Genomic DNA, 16,918 nt, shown 5'->3' with positions numbered 1-16,918 from the left:
TGACAAAAAACTGCCAAAAATGCGGCGCGGATGATACGCGTTTCATAAGCAGGGCCAGCTATCATGCTACACTATCGCTATTTTTCTTATCTCTCTTATAAATGGTTGGATTATGACTGTCTCTCCTACTTCTGGCTTTATGTCTTTTTTGCGTATAAATGACGGCGCGCATGATAATGCTGATCACCATATCAATAATAAAACCAAGCAATTTCATCAGATTGTGCGCACGCAGATTGCCAAAGATATCGAGGTGTTATTTGCGTATGCCAAGCTGCCAAGCCCGCTGCTGGATGCCTGCCAATATGTGATGACGGGGCAAGGTAAGCTGGTGCGTCCGCTACTGGTCGCTAGCGCCTTTGCCAGCGTGAATGATAATCGCTGGCATGGCGAAGCGCAGCCTATCAGCCCAGATACCTCTGAGCCCATGACGCAAGGCCGCACGGCAAACCCTCTATTAGAAAGCCTGTTAGAAAACGACTCCGATTATGATATGGCGCGCCGAGCGGCATTGGCCGTCGAGCTATTGCATACCTATTCATTGGTGCATGATGACTTGCCCTGTATGGACGATGACGCGCTGCGCCGTGGGCAGCCAACCGCGCATATCGTCTTTACCGAGGCAACCGCCCTACTGGCAGGGGACGTGCTCCAAACCCTCGCCTTTGAGGTACTGACCGCAGAGCTGCCGACTTTTGCGCCATTTGATGCCGCGATTGCCAGTCAGCTGCTCGCGGTATTTGCGCCGCGTGCTCGCCGTATGGTCTCAGGGCAAACGCTGGATCTCAATGCCGAAGCCAACCCCGACATTACCCAAAGCCAATTAGAAGCCGTCCACCGTGATAAAACCGGCGCGCTCATCGAAGCGGCGATGCTAATGGGCGGGATTTGTGCTGGCGCGACCGCGCAAGCGCGCATAGCGCTACAAGAATGCGCCCAGCATATTGGTCTGGCTTTTCAAGTCCAAGACGATATCTTGGATGTCACCACCAGCACCGACACCCTTGGTAAACCTGCTGGCAGCGATGAAAAACTGGATAAATCCACTTATGTCAAACTGATGGGGGTTGAGCAGGCGACCAGCTATGCGCAGTCGCTGTTTAATGACGGACGCGCCGCTATCTTGCGTGAGTTGAGCGGTAATAAGGACACCAACGCCTTATTGGCACTCATCGAATGGCTATGGTCACGTAAAAAATAAGCTGAGCAATAAACATTAAAAACGATAAAAGGTGGTCAACATGGATGGTACTCCAACACCGCGTATCTACCTTGGCACCGGCGGCTACAGCGATACCGACTTGCTTGGTACGCTGTACCCAGCCGGCACCAAAAAGACAGACTTTTTGCGCGAATATGCTCGTCAATACGGCGCGGTCGAGATCAATAGCACCTTTTACGCGCCTATCAGCCAAAAAGCCTTTGCTGGTATGATCGATAAGGCCTACGTACAAGCCGATAGCGAGTTGAAGTTCGCCGTCAAGCTGCATCAAGACTTTACCCATGCGCGCAAAGGCACAAGCGAGCACGCACAAGCGTTTTTAAACGCCCTATCCCCACTCATCGAAGCCGATGCGCTCGCGCCCCTACTATTGCAATTCCCCCATGGCTTTGATCGTACTCGCGAGCATCGGCTGTATCTGGCCAATCTGGTCAGTTGGTTTGGCGACTACCCACTCGCCATTGAGTTTCGTCATAATGGCTGGCATACCCCGCAAGTGGTCGATAGTTTTATCAAACAAGGTCTCATTTGGGGTAGCGTCGATTATCCTAAAGTCAGCGGGCTGCCACCATCACGATTGATATTTACCGAGCGTACTGGTTATCTGCGTATGCATGGTAATAATTTAAACTGGTGGGATGCGATGAGCGCCGCTGATCGTCATGATTATCGCTACTCTGAGGCTGAGATGCAGGACTGGGCGCAGGCGATTGCTAATCAGCGTCAGCACTTTGACACGCTCTATATCTTTTTTCAAAACACCGTTAAAGCTCATGCTTATTATAATATTGCGATGTTAAGAGAGGCATTGGATAGGTTTGGTTTTGAGGTGATCTAACAGAGTTTATGGACCTAATTAAAAACCAACCTATTTTTATAGCACTCATACTATTGCTAATTTTAAAATATAAGGACATAGCGTGTATACAATAATAACTGAAAATGATGAATCTGCTTGGGCCGATGAAACTGGTGTTCTTTATCATTTCCCGAAAAGATACCAAAAGCACCTCAAACCAGGTACGAAAGTCATTTATTACAAAGGGATATTGAAGAACAAAAAATTTTCTAATAATAGGTTGTCTGACGCGCCACACTATTTCGCTATTGCTAAAATCGGTAAAACCTACCCCGACAAAGAAAGTAGTAAAAATGATTTTTTTGCCACTATTACTGATTTCATACCCTTTAAAGAAGCTGTTTTAGCAAAATATGAGTCCAAATACTTAGAAACAATCCCTGATTCGAGAAAATCCAATTATTGGCGCGATGGAGTAAGAGCTATCGATGAGGATACTTATCAGCTGATTATCTCTAAAAGCAGGATCAATAAGGTTTCAGAGCAAAAAACAGCTTATATCTCAGATAAAAATGCAGAACATTATCAAGATTCGCTCGAATCTTTCAGTGAAGGTAAAGCATCAAAACGCTATGTAACTACATACGAAAGAAATCCTAAATATAGAAAACAAGCAATTGCTATTCACGGTGACTCTTGTACTGCTTGCGGATTTAACTTTGGAGAGTTTTATGGAGAATATGCAGAAGGCTTTATTCATATTCATCATATAGTTCCTGTTTCAGAATTTGAAACACCTAAAGAGATAGACCCAGAAACCGACTTAGTTCCCCTATGCGCAAACTGCCACTGTATCGTTCATAGAAAGAAAGACAAGACATTATCAATCCATGAAATAAGAACGTTAATAGCTGACAACTCTAAGTAAAAGATATAAATAGTCATTGTAAAGTGAAGCTGTATTAACAGCAGCAGAACATAAAAGAGCAGCCAAAAAAAAGGACGCCTCGCAGCGTCCTCTTTTTTAATTATAAAGTAAATCAAATACTTAGTGACTACAGATTACTCTTCAACACCCGCATCTTGACCTTTATATTTAGCGTTTGCGTAGTCCCAGTTCACGAGCTTGTCTAGGAAGGTGTCAACATAGTCAGGACGACGGTTACGATAATCGATGTAGTAAGCGTGCTCCCATACGTCACAAGTCAATACCGCGACTTGACCATGGGCCAATGGGTTGTCAGCGTTACCAGTCTTCGCGATTGATAGTTTACCGCCGACTTTATCAGCGACAAGCCAAGCCCAACCAGAACCAAACTGTGAAGTTGCTGCGTTTTTAAACTCTTCGCGGAACTTGTCATAGCTACCAAAATCTTCTTCGATTTTTGCTTTGAGATCACCAGTCGGTTCGCCGCCGCCGTTTTCTGGGGTCATGCAGTTCCAGTAAAACGTGTGGTTCCATACTTGCGCTGCTTGATTAAACATGGTTTGCTTGCTGTCATCTTTTGCCGTGGCTTTGATGATCTCTGGCAATGTTTTGTCTTCTAGACCAGAGCCTGGTAGCAAGTCATTTAGTTTATTGACATACGCCGCATGGTGCTTGTCATGATGGTATTCTAGCGTTTCGGCACTGATATGTGGCTCTAGCGCGTCTTTTGCATAAGGTAGATCTGGTAGAGTAATGTTTGACATAATTATTTTATCCTTGCTTATTTGCCGCTCTTATCTCACCTGCCCCACAGAGGCAAGCAACATACCGAGCTAAATTGGCTGAGTTTATTGTTTGAGATGAATTTTATCGCTTAATACTTTTGTCGTTTATACATGATATTTTTACTCACAATACCACGTATTGTCATGAATCCAAAAGTAACATTAGTGTTATTTTTTTCCCGAAAGCCAAGAGTTTGACTTTGCGGGCGTTTATTAACTTAATATTCACAAGCTATAAGATATCATTCACTGAATCTTGGCACCTATTATAGCAATAGTACGCGGCAATATCAGTTACTAAATGTTATGGACGATACAACCTGTATAGCAATTGGTTATTTATCGAGCCACGCTATCTGGTTGTTTGAGCTTAACCGGTATAATAAATGGGCGGATGCGAGCCATTATGCATGCCTACTCTATTTAGCCTACCGCATTTACTGGTAACGTCTTTTTTGTCCCTCGACTTGATGGAATGATTTTATGAGCACTACCACAGACCGGCTATCTGGTCACCCCGTACCATCGCCAAATGAGGCAACCGCTGCCAGCCAGTGGGTACTCGCCAGTAATAACAAAGGCAAGCTTGCTGAGTTTAAACGTCTATTTGCGGCGGCAGATTTGGATGTGACGATCGTCCCGCAAGGCCAGCTTGATATCGATGATGCCATCGAGGATGGGTTGAGCTTTGTAGAAAACGCCATCATCAAGGCGCGGCATGCCAGCCGAGCCAGCAACCTGCCTGCCATTGCAGATGACTCAGGGTTATGCGTGCCCGTATTGGGCAATGCGCCTGGCATCTATTCGGCGCGCTACGCAGGCGAGCATGGCAATGATGCTAAAAACAACGCCAAGCTCATCGCTGATTTGCAGCCTATTCGCGCCGCCTCGCCAGATACGCCTATCAAAGGCATGTTTGTTTGTGTGCTGGCGATGGTACGCCATGCCGACGACCCGCTGCCGATTATCGCCCAAGGTCTGTGGCATGGTGAGATCTTGCAGGCAGCGCAAGGCGACGGCGGCTTTGGTTACGACCCCCTGTTTTGGCTGCCCAAGCTACAAACGACGGCCGCCAGCCTTAGCGCCGCTGACAAAAACAGTATCAGTCACCGCGGCCAAGCCATTCGGCAGTTATTGGCGCAGCTAACGCTATGACAGTTGACGCGCTCTAAAACAGCGTTAGCGCTAATGATGCATGTCATCAAACATAAGGTAAATAAAGAACGCTTTATAGGTAAACACTAGGCAAACAGATAATTTTTACTTTAATAAACAGATAGATTATACTGTTCTACTTTTAAAATTTTGTTGAAGGCCGTTATTTGCCTGTATAATTCAGCAAAAAGCGTTATTATGCGCGGCATAAACGGTTTATTATTGATATTTGATAGCGTGTACTCAAACGCTGCCTGACGGCGCTTGGCCTTATGGCATTGGCGCAGTTAGGTTATAGGGACGCCTGAGGCGATTGCTTAAAGGCCAGCTGAGCGACTGCGCGCTATCACTATCCCCTATTTATTCCAACGGCAATCAGCAGCACACGCCCGTATTTTGAGGTGCGATTGTCTATCATTATTATTTAACCCTAAAGGTGTAATTAACATGGCTACAGATTTGCAAGTCACAACCAACAAGCTATCTAATAAAGAGACTCAGCTGACGGTTAAAGTCCCCGTAGAAAAAATCCAAAACAAAGTAGAAGGCCGCATCAGCCAAGTGGCGAAAACCGCCAAAATCGACGGTTTCCGCAAAGGCAAAGTGCCAATGTCGCACATCCGCTCACAGTACGGTGCTGGCATCCAGCAAGAAGTGATCAACGATGTGATCCGTGATACGGTCTTTGAAGCGATCAAAGCTGAAGACATCCGCGCCGTTGGCATGCCAAACATCGACGACGTCAAACTAGAAGACGACTTTTTGGTGTATCAAGCCACTGTTGAGATCTTCCCAGAAATCGACGTACAAGGTATCGATGAAATCGAAGTTGAGCGTCACACGGCGACCGTCAGTGACGAAGACGTCGACACCATGATCGAAAACTTGCAAAAGCAGCGTCAAGAGTATGTTGAAAAGAAAGGCAAAGCAGCCAAAGACAACCAAGTGACCTTTGACTTTGAAGGCTCTATCGACGGCGAAAAATTCGAAGGCGGCTCAGCGGAAGACTTCAAATTGGTCATCGGTAGCAACCAGATGATTCCTGGCTTTGAAGCGGGTATCAAAGGCATGAAAGCTGGCGAAGAAAAAGTCATCGATGTGACCTTCCCAGAAGATTACCAAGCAGAAAACCTAGCCGGTAAAGAAGCACAGTTCAAAATCAATGTAAAATTGGTGGAAAGAGCCAAGCTACCTGAAATCGACGACGAGTTCCTAGAGCTATTTGGCGTGACCGAAGGCGGCGTTGAGAAGCTAAAAGAAGACGTACGCAAAAACATGGAACGCGAAATCAAAAACGCTGCGCGTAGCCAAGTCAAGCAAGCGACGTTTGATGCATTGCTAGAAAAGAACGAGTTTGACGTACCAAACGCCATGCTAGAGCAAGAAATCGAGCGTCAGCGCAACATGATGATGCAGCGTTTTTCTCAGCAGTTCGGTGCCAGCGCTGACAGCTTTGACAAAGACATGCTGCCAAATGAGCTGTTTGAAGAGCAAGCGCTACGTGCTGCCCGTCTTGGCATCATCGTCGCTCGCGTCATCGACACCAAAGGCCTAGAAGTCGACCAAGAGCGTGTCGAAAACTTCATCAAAGACGCGGCAGAAAACTACGAAGACCCAAGCGAAGTCATCGAGTACTATACCAATGACAAGCAGCAACGCGCCAACATCGAGTCTGTGGTACTAGAAGACCAAGTGGTCGACTATTTGATCAGCCAAGGTAAAGTAACTGACAAAGAAGTCAGCTACCAAGACTTGCTCGCTGCTCAGCAGCAGCAAGCGATGTAATGTTGCTCAGTCGTCCAGCCAGACCATTATTATCATCGCTAAGTACGGGTGATCATTGGTGACGACGGCCAAGGTAATACAAAAATGCCCTAACCATTGTGTTAGGGCATTTTTCTTGGTGGATGGTTATTGATGGATAGAGTGTTGACGCGTACGCCCACACTGACTGACTTTTTATCGAGTGTTTTTCATCCTCGTTTATGACCAACCCCTTGATAAATGGTTGCAGACGCCTTATTAATAGACAGTCATTTATCAATTTTCACATTAAAAAGTTACTATTGCCTTAATAAAAAAGTTACCATTAGCTCAATTATTTTTTAGCGACACCTAGATGGTTTTATGGTGATAGTTTTATGGCATCTGGCTCGTACTAGGTATAAACGGCCGTATTTACAATGATAAGCCGTCAGCAAAGCTTGGCCACTCGCTACCCTCAAACCCTTTACTTTATGGACTTATACATAGGACATCTTTATGACAGATTATGATCGCATCACCGCCAACCCGCATTTTGATATGTTGATGAGTGCGCACAACGACGTACAAAACATCCAAAGCGCTCCGCAATCTGCTTTAGTACCCATGGTGGTCGAGCAGTCTTCACGTGGTGAGCGCTCGTTTGATATTTTCTCGCGCTTGCTGCGTGAGCGTGTGATCTTTTTGACCGGTCAAGTCGAAGACCACATGGCCAATCTTATCGTTGCTCAGTTGCTATTTTTGGAAGCAGAAAACCCAGACAAAGACATTCATTTATACATCAACTCACCAGGCGGCTCAGTCAGTGCCGGTTTGGCAATTTTTGATACCATGAACTTTATCCAGCCTGAGGTATCGACCATCTGTATGGGCGGCGCGTATAGCATGGGTTCATTCCTATTGGCAGCAGGCCAAAAAGGCAAGCGTTACTCACTTGCCAATGCACGCGTGATGATTCACCAGCCATCAGGCGGCGCGCAAGGTCAAGCGACCGATATCGAGATTAATGCCCGTGAAATCCTCAAAATCCGTGATCGCCTAAACCGCATTTTGGCTGAGCGCACCGGCCAGCCGCTTGAGAAGATCGAAAAAGACGTCGAACGTGACTTTTGGCTAGATGCGCAAGAAGCCAAAGAGTACGGTCTGGTCGATGAAGTACTAGAGCGTCGTCCGACTTCGTTGTAGGCTTTGGGCGCCGCGCCATCATCGCGATATCCGCAGCCATTTTGTTACATTTTATGCCTGAGCACTTGCTGTTTGGGCATTGATGGACATACTCAGAATACTTATAAGCTTTAAATTTTAGGAGCGCCTTTTATGGCAGAAGATAACACCCCACAGTGCTCATTTTGTGGCAAAGCCAAAAGTGACGTACAACAGCTCATTGCCTCTGACGACGCCAATATCTGTAATGAGTGCATCGAGCTATGTACCGACTTAATCGCAGACAGCGCCGAGCAGAGCGACGATAGCGATATTGACACCTCGTGGGTCAATAAAAAACTACCAACGCCAAAAGAGATACGCGCCAAGCTTGATGAGTATGTCATCGGGCAGGACGCGGCCAAAAAAGCCTTGGCAGTGGCGGTTTATAACCATTATAAACGACTAAAAGTCAGCCAGACTTTGGCCAATGACAACAAAACAGCCAAGATTGGCGCTGATGATGCCATGGTTGAATTGGCAAAAAGCAATATCTTGCTGATTGGCCCGACCGGCTCTGGTAAGACACTGCTCGCGCAAACCTTAGCGCGCCTGCTCGACGTGCCTTTTGCCATGGCCGATGCTACTACCTTGACCGAAGCAGGCTACGTCGGTGAAGATGTCGAAAACATCGTGCAAAAACTACTGCAAGCGGCTGACTATGATGTGAGCAAAGCTGAGCAAGGTATCATTTATATCGATGAGATTGATAAAATCAGCAAAAAAGGCGACAACCCGTCTATCACGCGCGACGTATCGGGCGAAGGCGTACAGCAAGCCCTACTCAAGCTAATCGAAGGTACAGTTGCTGCTATCCCGCCTCATGGTGGCCGTAAGCATCCACAGCAAGAGCTGATTCAAGTCGATACCAGCAACATCCTCATCATCGTTGGTGGTGCGTTCGCTGGCCTCGACCAAGTGATTCAGCAGCGTACCGAAAAGGGCGGTATCGGTTTCAATGCGGATGTCAGCTCAAAAGACGACAGCCGCCGTAGCTCAGATTTGCTTCAGCAAGTCGAGCCTGAGGATTTGATTAAGTTTGGTTTGATTCCTGAGCTGATCGGTCGTCTGCCGGTACTTGCCGCGCTCGAAGAGCTGGATGAAGAAGCGCTGGTGCAAATCTTGACCGAGCCAAAAAACGCGTTGGTCAAACAGTACAAGTATTTGTTTGATATGGAAGGCGCTGAGATTGAGTTTACCAAAGAAGCCCTCGACGCCATCGCCAAAAAGGCTATGGAGCGCAAAACAGGCGCGCGTGGTCTGCGCTCTATCGTAGAAAACGCCTTGCTAGAAACCATGTATGAGCTACCATCGATGAAAAACGCCAAAACCGTGATGGTCGATGAGTCGGTCATCAATGAAGGCAAAACGCCTAAAATCGCTTAATCTGAGCATGACCAAAGATAGCAGGACAAGTGGTAGGCTATCTTGACAATAATCCTAAAAAAGCGTCTGGCAGCAATGCTCAGGCGCTTTTTTGTGTCGGCTCGTCTGTATGCATAAATATATATGCCCAAGCGCACAAAAGACGTATAAAAAATCCATAAGAAACCCATAAAAAATGACAGCGGCGTTTATCAAACCTTGTCAGGGAGACGCATAAATCATGCTAAGGTAGATTATCCATCTAAGCCCGTATCTTTGGTAGCGATAGCGCGCCTGCGACATGAGGTTTAGATACCCACCAGAATGATGATGACAAAGGATTGTTTATTATGCTCAACCACATGGCCACTATGGCAAGCTCACTACGCCGCCACCTTCCTATCGCCTCTCAACAAAATCACGACATCGCGCCATACTATCGCGATCATGTCGCTGCTATCACGGGCGCAGGCTCTGGTATGGGCCGTGAGCTGGCCATTCATTTGGCAAAAATGGGCTGTCACCTTGCCCTATCTGATATCAATCCTGAGCAGCTGGCGCAGACCAAAGCGCTGCTCAGCGGCTACGATATCGACGCTTGCACCACGGTACTTGACGTTTCAGACCAAAAAGCCGTCGCAGCCTGGGCAGAGGCGGTGATGAATGAGCACGGCAAAGTCAATTTTATCTTTAACAATGCAGGCGTGGCGCTGTATTCTACCGTAGAAGGCAGTAGCATCAGCGAGCTTGAATGGGTGATGGATATTAATTTTTGGGGTGTGGTCTATGGCACCAAGGCGTTTTTGCCTTTGATTAAAAATAGTGTCAAAGCCACTGAAACGGACAATAGCAACCACACAGACAAAAACGCCCGCCAGTTTTCTAAGCATGGTCATATCGTCAATATCTCTAGTCTCTTTGGACTGACCGCCCAACCCTCACAATCTGCCTATAACGCCAGCAAGTTTGCAGTGCGCGGCTTTACCGAAAGCTTGCGCCAAGAGCTCGATATCCAGCGCTGCGGCGTATCAGCGACCTGTATCCATCCAGGTGGTATCAAAACCAACATTGCCAATAGTGCACGCGGTAATGACAGCATCAATGACATCGGCATGCGTACTGGCCCCAAAGCCATCAGAAGTTTTAATAAGTTTTTGAAGTTCGATGCCAGTGAGGCCGCTTGGCTTATTTTGCAGGCGGTAGCGACCAACCAGCGCCGCTGCCTGATTGGCAACGATGCCAAAATGATCGATGCCGTACAGCGCATATTTCCAGCGCGATATAGTCAAGTTTTAAACGACGCCAACAAACTCTCACGCAAACTCAAACCGCGACGCGCCAAAAACCCCAATCATGGCAGATAATTTTTTCTTATTCTATCTGGAGTTGCCTTCCTATAAAACAGACACAGTACGACTGGGAGCAGTTTGGCAGAGTCTCTGTCGGCGTAGGCGCAGCAAGCAAAATTGACACTCATCGCACGTAATAAAACTACCTACTGGTTTTACTTAGAATTGACACAAAAAGGCGCTTAACTCATGTGTGGTTAAGCGCCTTTTTTCGGTTTGTCGCTATCGATAGCACTGCGTTTATGATTGGCGATTTTGACCTTATTTGCGAGTAGACGCTTGCGCATAATCTGGGTCACTTTACGTATTTATATACTTTAACACGTTATATTTGCTACAATTATGTTTCTAGCAACTTACTGCTTATTATCTATTTATATTGTTATTTACCGGCTAAATATCCGGCTTGATTTTTTATTGATGCAGCACTTATTCCAAACATAGATTAGGCACAGTTCTATCAGCATGACGGTTAAATTACCATATAAATACATATTCAGATATTATCTTTTATAATAAGGATATTCCAGTGAAAAAATTTCTAGCAATACCGTCGCCTTTTTTGTTGGCGACTATCGTGGCTGTCGGTGCCACTGGCATCACGGCCTGTAGCGACGCAGAAACCAAGGCCGTGGACCGTGTCGAAGAAGCAGAAGCCCTTGCCCGCGTCAAATCGCTTGAAGCACGCGCCGCTGAGATTAAAAACGACATGGCCGCAAACCCCGGTGCCAAACTAAACATCAGCATGCCAGATGAGTCGACCATCCCTGATAATGAGTATGGCGCCGCTGTCCGCCGAGGGTTGGAGCTTGCCAATCACACGTACCGAGAACTGCCAAATAACGTCGGCAACAAGCTCAACTGTACCAGCTGTCACTTAGCCAATGGCTCAGAAGCCTATGCCGCACCGTGGAATGGCCTACCGGGTATCTTTCCGATTTACCGCTCGCGTGATGCTCGCGTCAACTCGCTACAAGAACGGGTCAATGGCTGCTTTCAGCGTTCGATGAACGGCACGCCACTGGATCTAGATTCAGAGGAGATGAATGCCTTTATCTCTTATATGACATGGCTATCACAAGATATGCCGATTGGGGTATCGCCAGAAGGCCGTGGGTTTGTCAAGGTCGACACCACACTGACCCCTGACCCCGTCAAAGGAAAGGAGATATTTGCCAAGACCTGTAGCACTTGTCATGGTGACAATGGTGAAGGTCAATACAATGACGACGGCACCTACGTATATCCTGCCGTCGCTGGTGAAAATTCATTCAACGACGGCGCAGGTATGGCGCGTACCTATAAGGCAGCAGCTTTTGTCAAAGGTAAAATGCCGTTTGGTCAAGGCAATACCCTAACCGATCAAGAAGCCATCGATGTGGCCAGCTACTTTACCCACTTGCCGCGCCCAGTCAAAGCCAACAAAGACAAAGATTGGCCAAAAGGCGGCGCGCCTGTTGATGTACGCCGTTAATAAAGGTCAGTGGTTTAGATAATAAAAGCACTCAGATAAAAAGCCCAGCTATAAATAAACTGGGCTTTTTTGCGGTATGCATAACCATCATAGTAATACTTAAGGTAGCTTCATATCACCTTCTACCAGCCAGCCCATACGCCGCATCACATAAGCGACCACACCGGCAATCACGGCTGGCAGCACAAACATCAATAACACAATCGCCGTCCATAGCTGTGCGGTGCTCATCAGTCCTTGCGAGGCCTCGATGACGCCAAACACCCCGACCAACCCCGCCGTACCCATGCCAGCGCCAGTTGCGGTACATGCCAGCCCAAAGCCGACGGTCGCAATAGGGCCGACGATGGCACTCGCGGTGACCGCAGGCAATAGCACTAGTGGTTTTTTTAGTACATTGGGAATTTGTAGCATACTGGTGCCAAGCCCCTGAGAGATCACCCCACTGACACCGTTGTCCTTAAAGCTCGCTACCGCAAAGCCGATCATGTGCGCCGCGCAGCCCACCACCGCCGCACCGCCTGCCAGCCCGCCAAGCCCGATAGCAATGCATATAGCCGCGCTGGAGGTGGGAAGTGTCAACAAAATCCCCACCACCACAGCAATCACAATCCCCATCAATAACGGCTGCAGCTCAGTGGCTGCTTGGATACCTTGTCCAATAGCGCTGACGGCAGCGACGATGGGCGGATTAAGAAGGGCACAAACCAGCAACGCCACACTACATACCACCAATGGCACCAATAAGATATCGAGTTTGGTTTTACCTGCGATCCATGTACCAGCGCGATACGCAAATACCGATGCCAAATACGCGCCAATCGGATTGCCTGGTATGGCGACAAAAGTCGCAGGAGCACCTACCTGAGCGGTAAATAGCGTCCCTGCCATTAGCGCCTCAGAGTGGGCACCGAGCATACCAGCGACCAAGCAGCTGAGCATCACCAGCGTCGGTGCTTTTAGATAGTACGCAATACCCACGCCGATACCCGCCCCCATCATGACTGAAGCCAGCTTGCCGACAGCCACCAGTGCTGGCAAATGTAACCAACCACCGATTTGCGAGATAATAAGACCAGCTATCAAGGTGACAAACAAGCCCAACGCCATGCCAGTAAAAGCATCAATAAAATACTTTTGAAAAAAAGCCTTAATGACACCCTGGGGTGCTACTGCGTGCGATACAGTCATAGCCATGCTCTTTGTAAGTTTTGGAGATAAATTGCGGTCAAACAAGGAAAATAGCGCCGTTAATATCGTGATATTGACCAGCTATTTGACGATGTTTAGCAAAATTTGGCCATTTTAGCCCATTTAGATAGCTATCGAGTGATTTGAAGACATGCCCTAAAATAAACGATAAAAAAGGCGTCGCTCGTACCAGTAAGCGACGCCTTTGTTTATAAACGAGTCATCCTCCTAAGCTGCCGATGCTAGCGGCGCTGTTCGACGATGATAGAGTCGATGCCGTTATTTTGTAGGCGCTGCTGGGCGGTAGTCACCGCTTGACGATTATTCATCGGCCGTGAGATGACCTGATAGATGGGCAAACCATTACCTGTGGTGTTTTTTACCACTCTTGCATCGACACCTGCCATCAGTACTTGGGCGCGGCGACGATCTGCTTCATCAGCATCACCAAAGCTATTGATCTGCAAAATGTAGGTAGCTGCCGGTCTGGCGGCCTGTACGCTAGCGGTCCCGGCACCTGAGTTATTGCTACGGTTAGCGCCATTACTATTGCTAGTAGGCGCAGGGCCATCGTAAGTGGCGTCTTCTTCGACAATGACAATCTCATCACTGTTTTCGCCAGTTGCCGCGCCATTGCCCTGATTAGGCGCTGTCGCTGTACCATCCGCGATACCGAAATTGCCTGACTCATCATCACGACTGGCGCTACTATCCTGCGGCTGAGTGACGACCACATCCGGCTCAAAGGCATTGATATCGCCTATTGCACTGTTGCCCACCTCGGCGATGTCTTCATCAGGAATCGTCGCCATTTCTTGACTGGGCAATATGTCATAAAACTCATAATCACCATTATCCGTGTCGGTATCGACACGCGGCTGTACCTGACGGTCTGGGTCATCGCCGGCGGCACTATCTGCTGGACTAAAATCAAACAATGGCGAGAGGTAGATAAACACCCCAATCATCAAGGTCAGTATCGCCCCGACGAACATCCATAATAAGCCTGACACACTACTGGTTTTGCGCTTTTCGGTCGCGCCTTTAGGTTTTTTGGCTAGCATGGATCTGGTTCTCCCTACTGAATTTAACTATCATTAAATTACGCTTATCAGCCGTCTCTTTATACTACATGCTAGACGGGGCAGACAACCCTAATAAATTAAGTCCGTTGGACAATACTTGACGCACCGCTTTTGACAACCGTAGACGCGCCTGCATCAATGCCATCTCATCAGTGCTCGGTGTCTCACCTGATGTCAAGCTCACCGGCAAGATGCGGTTGCTGTCGTACCAGCCATGAAACAGCGCCGCCAGCTCTTTTAGATAATTGGTCAAGACGTGCGGCTCGTAGCCAGTCGCCGCGCGCGCCAAGGTCGCAGGATAGCCTGCTAGCAGCTTGATCAACTCATCTTCGTTCGGAGCGCTTAGCCTCGTTTGCTGCGCCTGACCGATGGCATCATCTACCAAAAAACCACTGTTTTCAAGCTTCTCTAACACGCGGCAGACACGCGCATGCGCGTACTGAATGTAATAGACTTGGTTGTCTTTACTTTGCGACTTGGCCAGCTCCAGATCAAAGTCCACATGCACTTCAGGCTTACGCGCCACATAATAAAAACGCGCCGCATCGTTACCCACCTCAGAGCGCAGCTCGCGCAAGGTGACAAATTTACCTGAGCGTGACGACATTTGTACTTTTTCACTACCGCGCCATAAGGCCACAAACTGTACCAATACCACATCGAGGCGCGCCTCATCGATGCCAAGCGCAGTCAGCGCCGCTTTTACCCGCGGGACATAACCATGGTGGTCTGCGCCCCAGACGTTGATGACTTTATCAAAGCCGCGGTCAAACTTGTTTTTATGATAAGCAATATCAGAGGCAAAGTACGTCGTTTGCCCATTGGCGCGGCGTACCACTCGGTCTTTTTCATCACCAAAATCGGTCGATTTAAACCAAATATTGCCGTCTTTTTCATACAGATAGCCTTTGTCGTCTAGTATCTGTAAGACGGGCTCGATCTCGCTATCGATTGAGCGCTCGCTAAACCAGCACTCATAACGCACCCCAAAGTCATTTAAATCATCTTTGATATCCGCCAAGATACTGCTCAGCGCCGCGTCTAAAAACAGCTCATAACCCTCACCTAGCAAGGATTTGCTATTGGCAATCAGACCATCGATATGCGCTTCTTTGTCGCCTGATACCAGTGTTTTTTCGCCATCGGCATTGGTATCAAAGATAGCATCTGCTGGTACGTCTTTGGCGACGTCAGCGAAAGGATGAACATAGCTGTCACCATGCTGCACCTTTAGAGTCTGTGCGATATCTCGGACATACTCGCCTTGATAGCCATTGACCGGAAAAGTCACCTGCTCGCCGTTGATCTGCAAATAACGCAAGTAGGTGCTGGTTGCCAAAATATCCATTTGGCGACCGGCATCATTGACGTAGTATTCACGCGTGACGTCATACCCCACCGCCTCTAACAAATTGGCCACGCTCATACCGAACGCTGCGCCGCGACCATGACCGACATGCAGGCTTGAGGTTGGGTTGGCAGAGACAAACTCGACTTGGATTTTTTGCCCGGCAAATTGCTCGCTTAGACCAAAGCGGTCTTGTAGCTCAAAGATATCTGCCAATACTGCAAACTTGGCATCGCTGTTCAAAAACACATTGATAAAACCAGGGCCGGCGATTTCGACTTGGCGAATGTCTTGATTATCAGGCAACGCGGCGACGATTTTTTCAGCCAGCATACGCGGATTACTCTTGGCTGCTTTGGCTGCCGTCAGCGCGATGTTACTGGCAAAATCACCATGGCTCAAATCCTTGGTACGGGTAATCTGGCTATTGTTTTGCCAATCAGCAGGCAAGATGTCTTGCGCCTGTAAGGTTTGAACAGCTTGGTCAAATAATGCGGTTAAGGTATCGATTTGGGCTTGTGACATAGGGTATAAACTCAGTTAAATAAACAACAAAAACGGTATAAAACATGACGAATGCGAGCAGTCGATATGGGATTATTATAATAACGACAGGCTAGGCAAAAGAGACATTAATACTAAAAAACAAGTAACCTATAAATATAACAATCTTTGTGCTGTATTGCACTATTTACGATGAAATTAGTGTCAAAATACAACACTTTAAGCCCAATTTGCCCCTCAGCATTGGCTATCTGATAAAGACGGCGCGCACTGCGCTAAGCGTGGCAAAACACCCGCTTTAAGATTGTAGCGTTACTGTTGTCCAAGGCTTTACGGTAGTTTATACCCAATACATTCCACGCTATAATGATGGTTTGTATTGCTGTCTTGCTGTAGTGAAGCAATACGTCCCATCGGAGCCGAGTCGCCTGTCATCATCCAGACGATAAAATAATAAAGACAATCAGACAACGCGTCACCACTTTATAGGACTATTTTATGTTTGCTATTGCTGCTAGTACCATCACCAGCTGGGGATTGTACGTCTTACTACCAATATTTATCGCCTTTTTATTTTTTATTATGTGGGACATCTCTAAAAAATCTGAGGCTGGACGCGCTGGGACGTTTTGGATCTTTTTGGCACTGGGTGCTGGGTTTGTGGGCTTTTTACTCAAGCTCTTATTAGAGGTCGCCTTTGAGAGATGGTTAATCTAACCAACGCTCTAGGGCATATCCTCAATTCA

At 47.6% G+C, this 16,918-nt stretch carries 14 protein-coding genes; 10 read left to right on the top strand and 4 right to left on the bottom strand.

Translation table 11 applies throughout. The annotated features are described in order from the left end of the window. Positions 1-112: 112 nt before the first annotated feature. The 3 genes from AADH33_RS01395 to AADH33_RS01385 all read left to right on the top strand — a co-directional run bounded on the left by AADH33_RS01395 (position 113) and on the right by AADH33_RS01385 (position 2,949). Positions 113-1,201 (top strand): polyprenyl synthetase family protein, encoded by a 1,089-nt coding sequence (locus AADH33_RS01395; RefSeq protein WP_348549317.1) that lies wholly within the window; start codon positions 113-115, stop codon positions 1,199-1,201. Between the two features lie 40 nt (positions 1,202-1,241). After that, entirely contained in the window at positions 1,242-2,060 is an 819-nt protein-coding gene (locus tag AADH33_RS01390; RefSeq protein ID WP_348549316.1) for a DUF72 domain-containing protein, read from the top strand. Between the two features lie 82 nt (positions 2,061-2,142). After that, entirely contained in the window at positions 2,143-2,949 is an 807-nt protein-coding gene (locus AADH33_RS01385; protein WP_348549315.1) for an HNH endonuclease, read from the top strand. A 134-nt stretch (positions 2,950-3,083) separates the two neighbouring features. Here the strand turns inward: AADH33_RS01385 and AADH33_RS01380 are convergent, their stop codons facing one another. Then, a complete protein-coding gene (locus tag AADH33_RS01380) occupies positions 3,084-3,713 on the bottom strand; it encodes a superoxide dismutase (RefSeq protein ID WP_201586350.1) in 630 nt (209 codons plus the stop codon). Between the two features lie 504 nt (positions 3,714-4,217). Here AADH33_RS01380 and rdgB point away from each other — a divergent pair. From rdgB to AADH33_RS01350, 6 genes are all read left to right on the top strand, one after another. After that, positions 4,218-4,889, top strand: coding sequence for an RdgB/HAM1 family non-canonical purine NTP pyrophosphatase (rdgB, locus tag AADH33_RS01375; RefSeq protein WP_348549314.1), 672 nt, complete (start codon positions 4,218-4,220; stop codon positions 4,887-4,889). Positions 4,890-5,336: 447 nt separating this feature from the next. Beyond that, positions 5,337-6,674: a trigger factor gene (gene tig / locus AADH33_RS01370; protein WP_348549313.1), complete on the top strand. Its 1,338-nt coding sequence runs from the start codon at positions 5,337-5,339 to the stop codon at positions 6,672-6,674. Between the two features lie 525 nt (positions 6,675-7,199). Further along, positions 7,200-7,838, top strand: a complete 639-nt coding sequence (gene clpP / locus AADH33_RS01365; protein ID WP_172953052.1) for an ATP-dependent Clp endopeptidase proteolytic subunit ClpP — start codon at positions 7,200-7,202, stop codon at positions 7,836-7,838. A gap of 132 nt (positions 7,839-7,970) precedes the next feature. After that, on the top strand, positions 7,971-9,242 hold the full coding sequence (gene clpX, locus AADH33_RS01360; RefSeq protein ID WP_100749003.1) for an ATP-dependent protease ATP-binding subunit ClpX: 1,272 nt from the start codon (positions 7,971-7,973) through the stop codon (positions 9,240-9,242). 329 nt (positions 9,243-9,571) lie between these two features. Further along, positions 9,572-10,585 carry an SDR family NAD(P)-dependent oxidoreductase gene (locus tag AADH33_RS01355; RefSeq protein ID WP_348549312.1) on the top strand — a complete coding sequence of 338 codons (1,014 nt, stop codon included), beginning with the start codon at positions 9,572-9,574 and terminating at the stop codon, positions 10,583-10,585. Between the two features lie 514 nt (positions 10,586-11,099). Next, complete coding sequence (locus AADH33_RS01350) at positions 11,100-12,044, top strand: c-type cytochrome (RefSeq protein ID WP_348549311.1); 945 nt, start codon at positions 11,100-11,102, stop codon at positions 12,042-12,044. Positions 12,045-12,143: 99 nt separating this feature from the next. On the opposite strand, the gene AADH33_RS01345 is transcribed toward AADH33_RS01350, so the two are convergent. The 3 genes from AADH33_RS01345 to argS all read right to left on the bottom strand — a co-directional run bounded on the left by AADH33_RS01345 (position 12,144) and on the right by argS (position 16,193). Then, entirely contained in the window at positions 12,144-13,235 is a 1,092-nt protein-coding gene (locus AADH33_RS01345; RefSeq protein WP_348549310.1) for a PTS transporter subunit IIC, read from the bottom strand. Between the two features lie 242 nt (positions 13,236-13,477). Continuing rightward, on the bottom strand, positions 13,478-14,299 hold the full coding sequence (locus AADH33_RS01340; protein ID WP_348549309.1) for an SPOR domain-containing protein: 822 nt from the start codon (positions 14,297-14,299) through the stop codon (positions 13,478-13,480). A gap of 64 nt (positions 14,300-14,363) precedes the next feature. Beyond that, positions 14,364-16,193 carry an arginine--tRNA ligase gene (gene argS, locus AADH33_RS01335; RefSeq protein WP_348549308.1) on the bottom strand — a complete coding sequence of 610 codons (1,830 nt, stop codon included), beginning with the start codon at positions 16,191-16,193 and terminating at the stop codon, positions 14,364-14,366. A 477-nt stretch (positions 16,194-16,670) separates the two neighbouring features. Between argS and AADH33_RS01330 the strand changes: the two genes are divergently transcribed. Next, on the top strand, positions 16,671-16,889 hold the full coding sequence (locus AADH33_RS01330; protein WP_075102521.1) for a DUF2788 domain-containing protein: 219 nt from the start codon (positions 16,671-16,673) through the stop codon (positions 16,887-16,889). Positions 16,890-16,918: the final 29 nt, after the last annotated feature.

This window comes from Psychrobacter sp. KFRI-CH2-11 (genome assembly GCF_038239325.1).
Classification (GTDB): Bacteria; Pseudomonadota; Gammaproteobacteria; order Pseudomonadales; family Moraxellaceae; genus Psychrobacter; species Psychrobacter celer.
The sequence above is the reverse complement of the archived record's forward strand: the minus strand, read 5'-3'. Positions and strand labels throughout refer to the sequence as shown.